This is a genomic window from Acinetobacter sp. 12966 (assembly GCF_031196995.1).
GTDB lineage: Bacteria > Pseudomonadota > Gammaproteobacteria > Pseudomonadales > Moraxellaceae > Acinetobacter > Acinetobacter geminorum.
The window spans coordinates 1-1571 of sequence record NZ_JAVIMC010000037.1; the positions used below are offsets into that span (position 1 = coordinate 1).

The 1571-nt window shown below is 32.2% G+C and carries 1 protein-coding gene and 1 pseudogene; both read right to left on the minus strand.

All coding sequences use genetic code 11. The annotated features are described in order from the left end of the window. Window positions 1-20: 20 nt before the first annotated feature. Window positions 21-854, minus strand: a pseudogene (locus RFW85_RS06630) (AbaSI family restriction endonuclease); the annotation flags it as partial. Between the two features lie 175 nt (window positions 855-1029). Next, window positions 1030-1551 carry an NAD(P)H-dependent oxidoreductase gene (locus tag RFW85_RS06635; protein WP_309171267.1) on the minus strand — a complete coding sequence of 174 codons (522 nt, stop codon included), beginning with the start codon at window positions 1549-1551 and terminating at the stop codon, window positions 1030-1032. Between the last annotated feature and the right edge of the window lie 20 nt (window positions 1552-1571).

Consider the following 1571-nt stretch of genomic DNA (forward strand, 5'->3'; position numbering starts at 1 on the left):
CATTATTTTGGCTAGGATCAACTACTCAAATTATCCTTAACTCTTGCAAAGACAATTCTTTTCTGTGGGCCATTTTTCCACTCTTCTAATTTTTTAAGTGTAATAGCTTCATCTGTCGACTTTTCAGTAATCGTTAAGCCATCAGGCGATATAGTATTAATCCAATCCTTATTTTCATAAAGTCTAGGAAACCAGATTAAGGTATCTTTTTCATATGGATGAAGTGCTCCACCTCTCTGATAGTTTTTATAGTTATAGCCAAAACAATTACAAACATCTTTTGTAGTTTTTAACACTACATTGTCGGCTAGACTGATGCTTCCTAAATCAATATAAGTTTGAGGGTTGTATTCTGTTTCTATATTCCATTCTTTGAACTTAGATTCTTCTACCAGCTTATTCTTTGCAGTTTTTACTTCTTCTATAATTTTATCAATTTGTTGATGAATACTCTCTAAATTTTGAGGTTGACCTTCCTGATTTTTATAAACATTTACCCGAAAAATTTTATGTCCAGTAATACTAATAATATCTTCTTCTCTCATAGCGTCACTTTCTGTTTGAGAGATACTATAAAGAGGCTCATCTATTTGGTTGAGTGAATACTCCATTTTACTATTTCTTAAAAAGTGATGTCCTTCATCAACTTCAATATGAATACCAAGTTGAGGAAAATATAAATCAGTTAAAGCAATTTTCTTATTTGATAATCTAACAAACTGTTGAGTGACAAATTTTAAAGTAAAGTCGTTAAGTAAATGAATAATTCGACTAACTACATATGCTTCATAACGTTTATTTTTAGTCCGACCTAATTGTCGAATGACATAATCTGTTAAATCTGAACTGAACATAACTGAATTTTTAGTAATCTATAAGTAAAGCTGTAATTTTACTCCTCTAAATTTCCATTGTCGCTTAATTGAAAAAAATAATAATTATTTAAATCATAAAGATATCTTACACTGAAACTATTTATTTGTAAGGAAAGACCCAAACCCTCACGCTTAGGCCTTTCTATCTTTAAATTTACTCAGACAATGCTAATAACTTCTGAACATACTGAACGGCACTGTTATCTATTTCTTGGTGAGTTGGAATAGCATCATCTGGTGAAGGGTTTGTGTCTAAACCATAAAATGCATAAAGTGGTTGATAGACTGCCCCAACATATAAAGCGGTGAGTTCAAAAGAACTAAAAATCTGCTCTAACGAAAGCTTATATTCACCATACTCTGAATAAACTTTTTCTTTCACACCAGCAGACACAGCCAACATAAATTTCTTATTTTTAAGCTTATCGCCTGTTGAACCATAAGCCCAACCATAAGTCAAAACTTCATCAAGCCATTGTTTCAAAAGCGGCGGACAGTTAAACCAATACACTGGAAATTGAAATACTAAATTTTCGTGTTCTTCTACTAGTGCTTGTTCTTTGGCAACGTCAATTATGCCATCTGGATAGGCTTGATAAATTTGGTGAACCGTAAATTGGTCTGGGTGTTTTTCTAATTCCTCTACCCATCTTTTATTTACAACAGATTGGTCTATGTGATCCTAGACAGTATCGT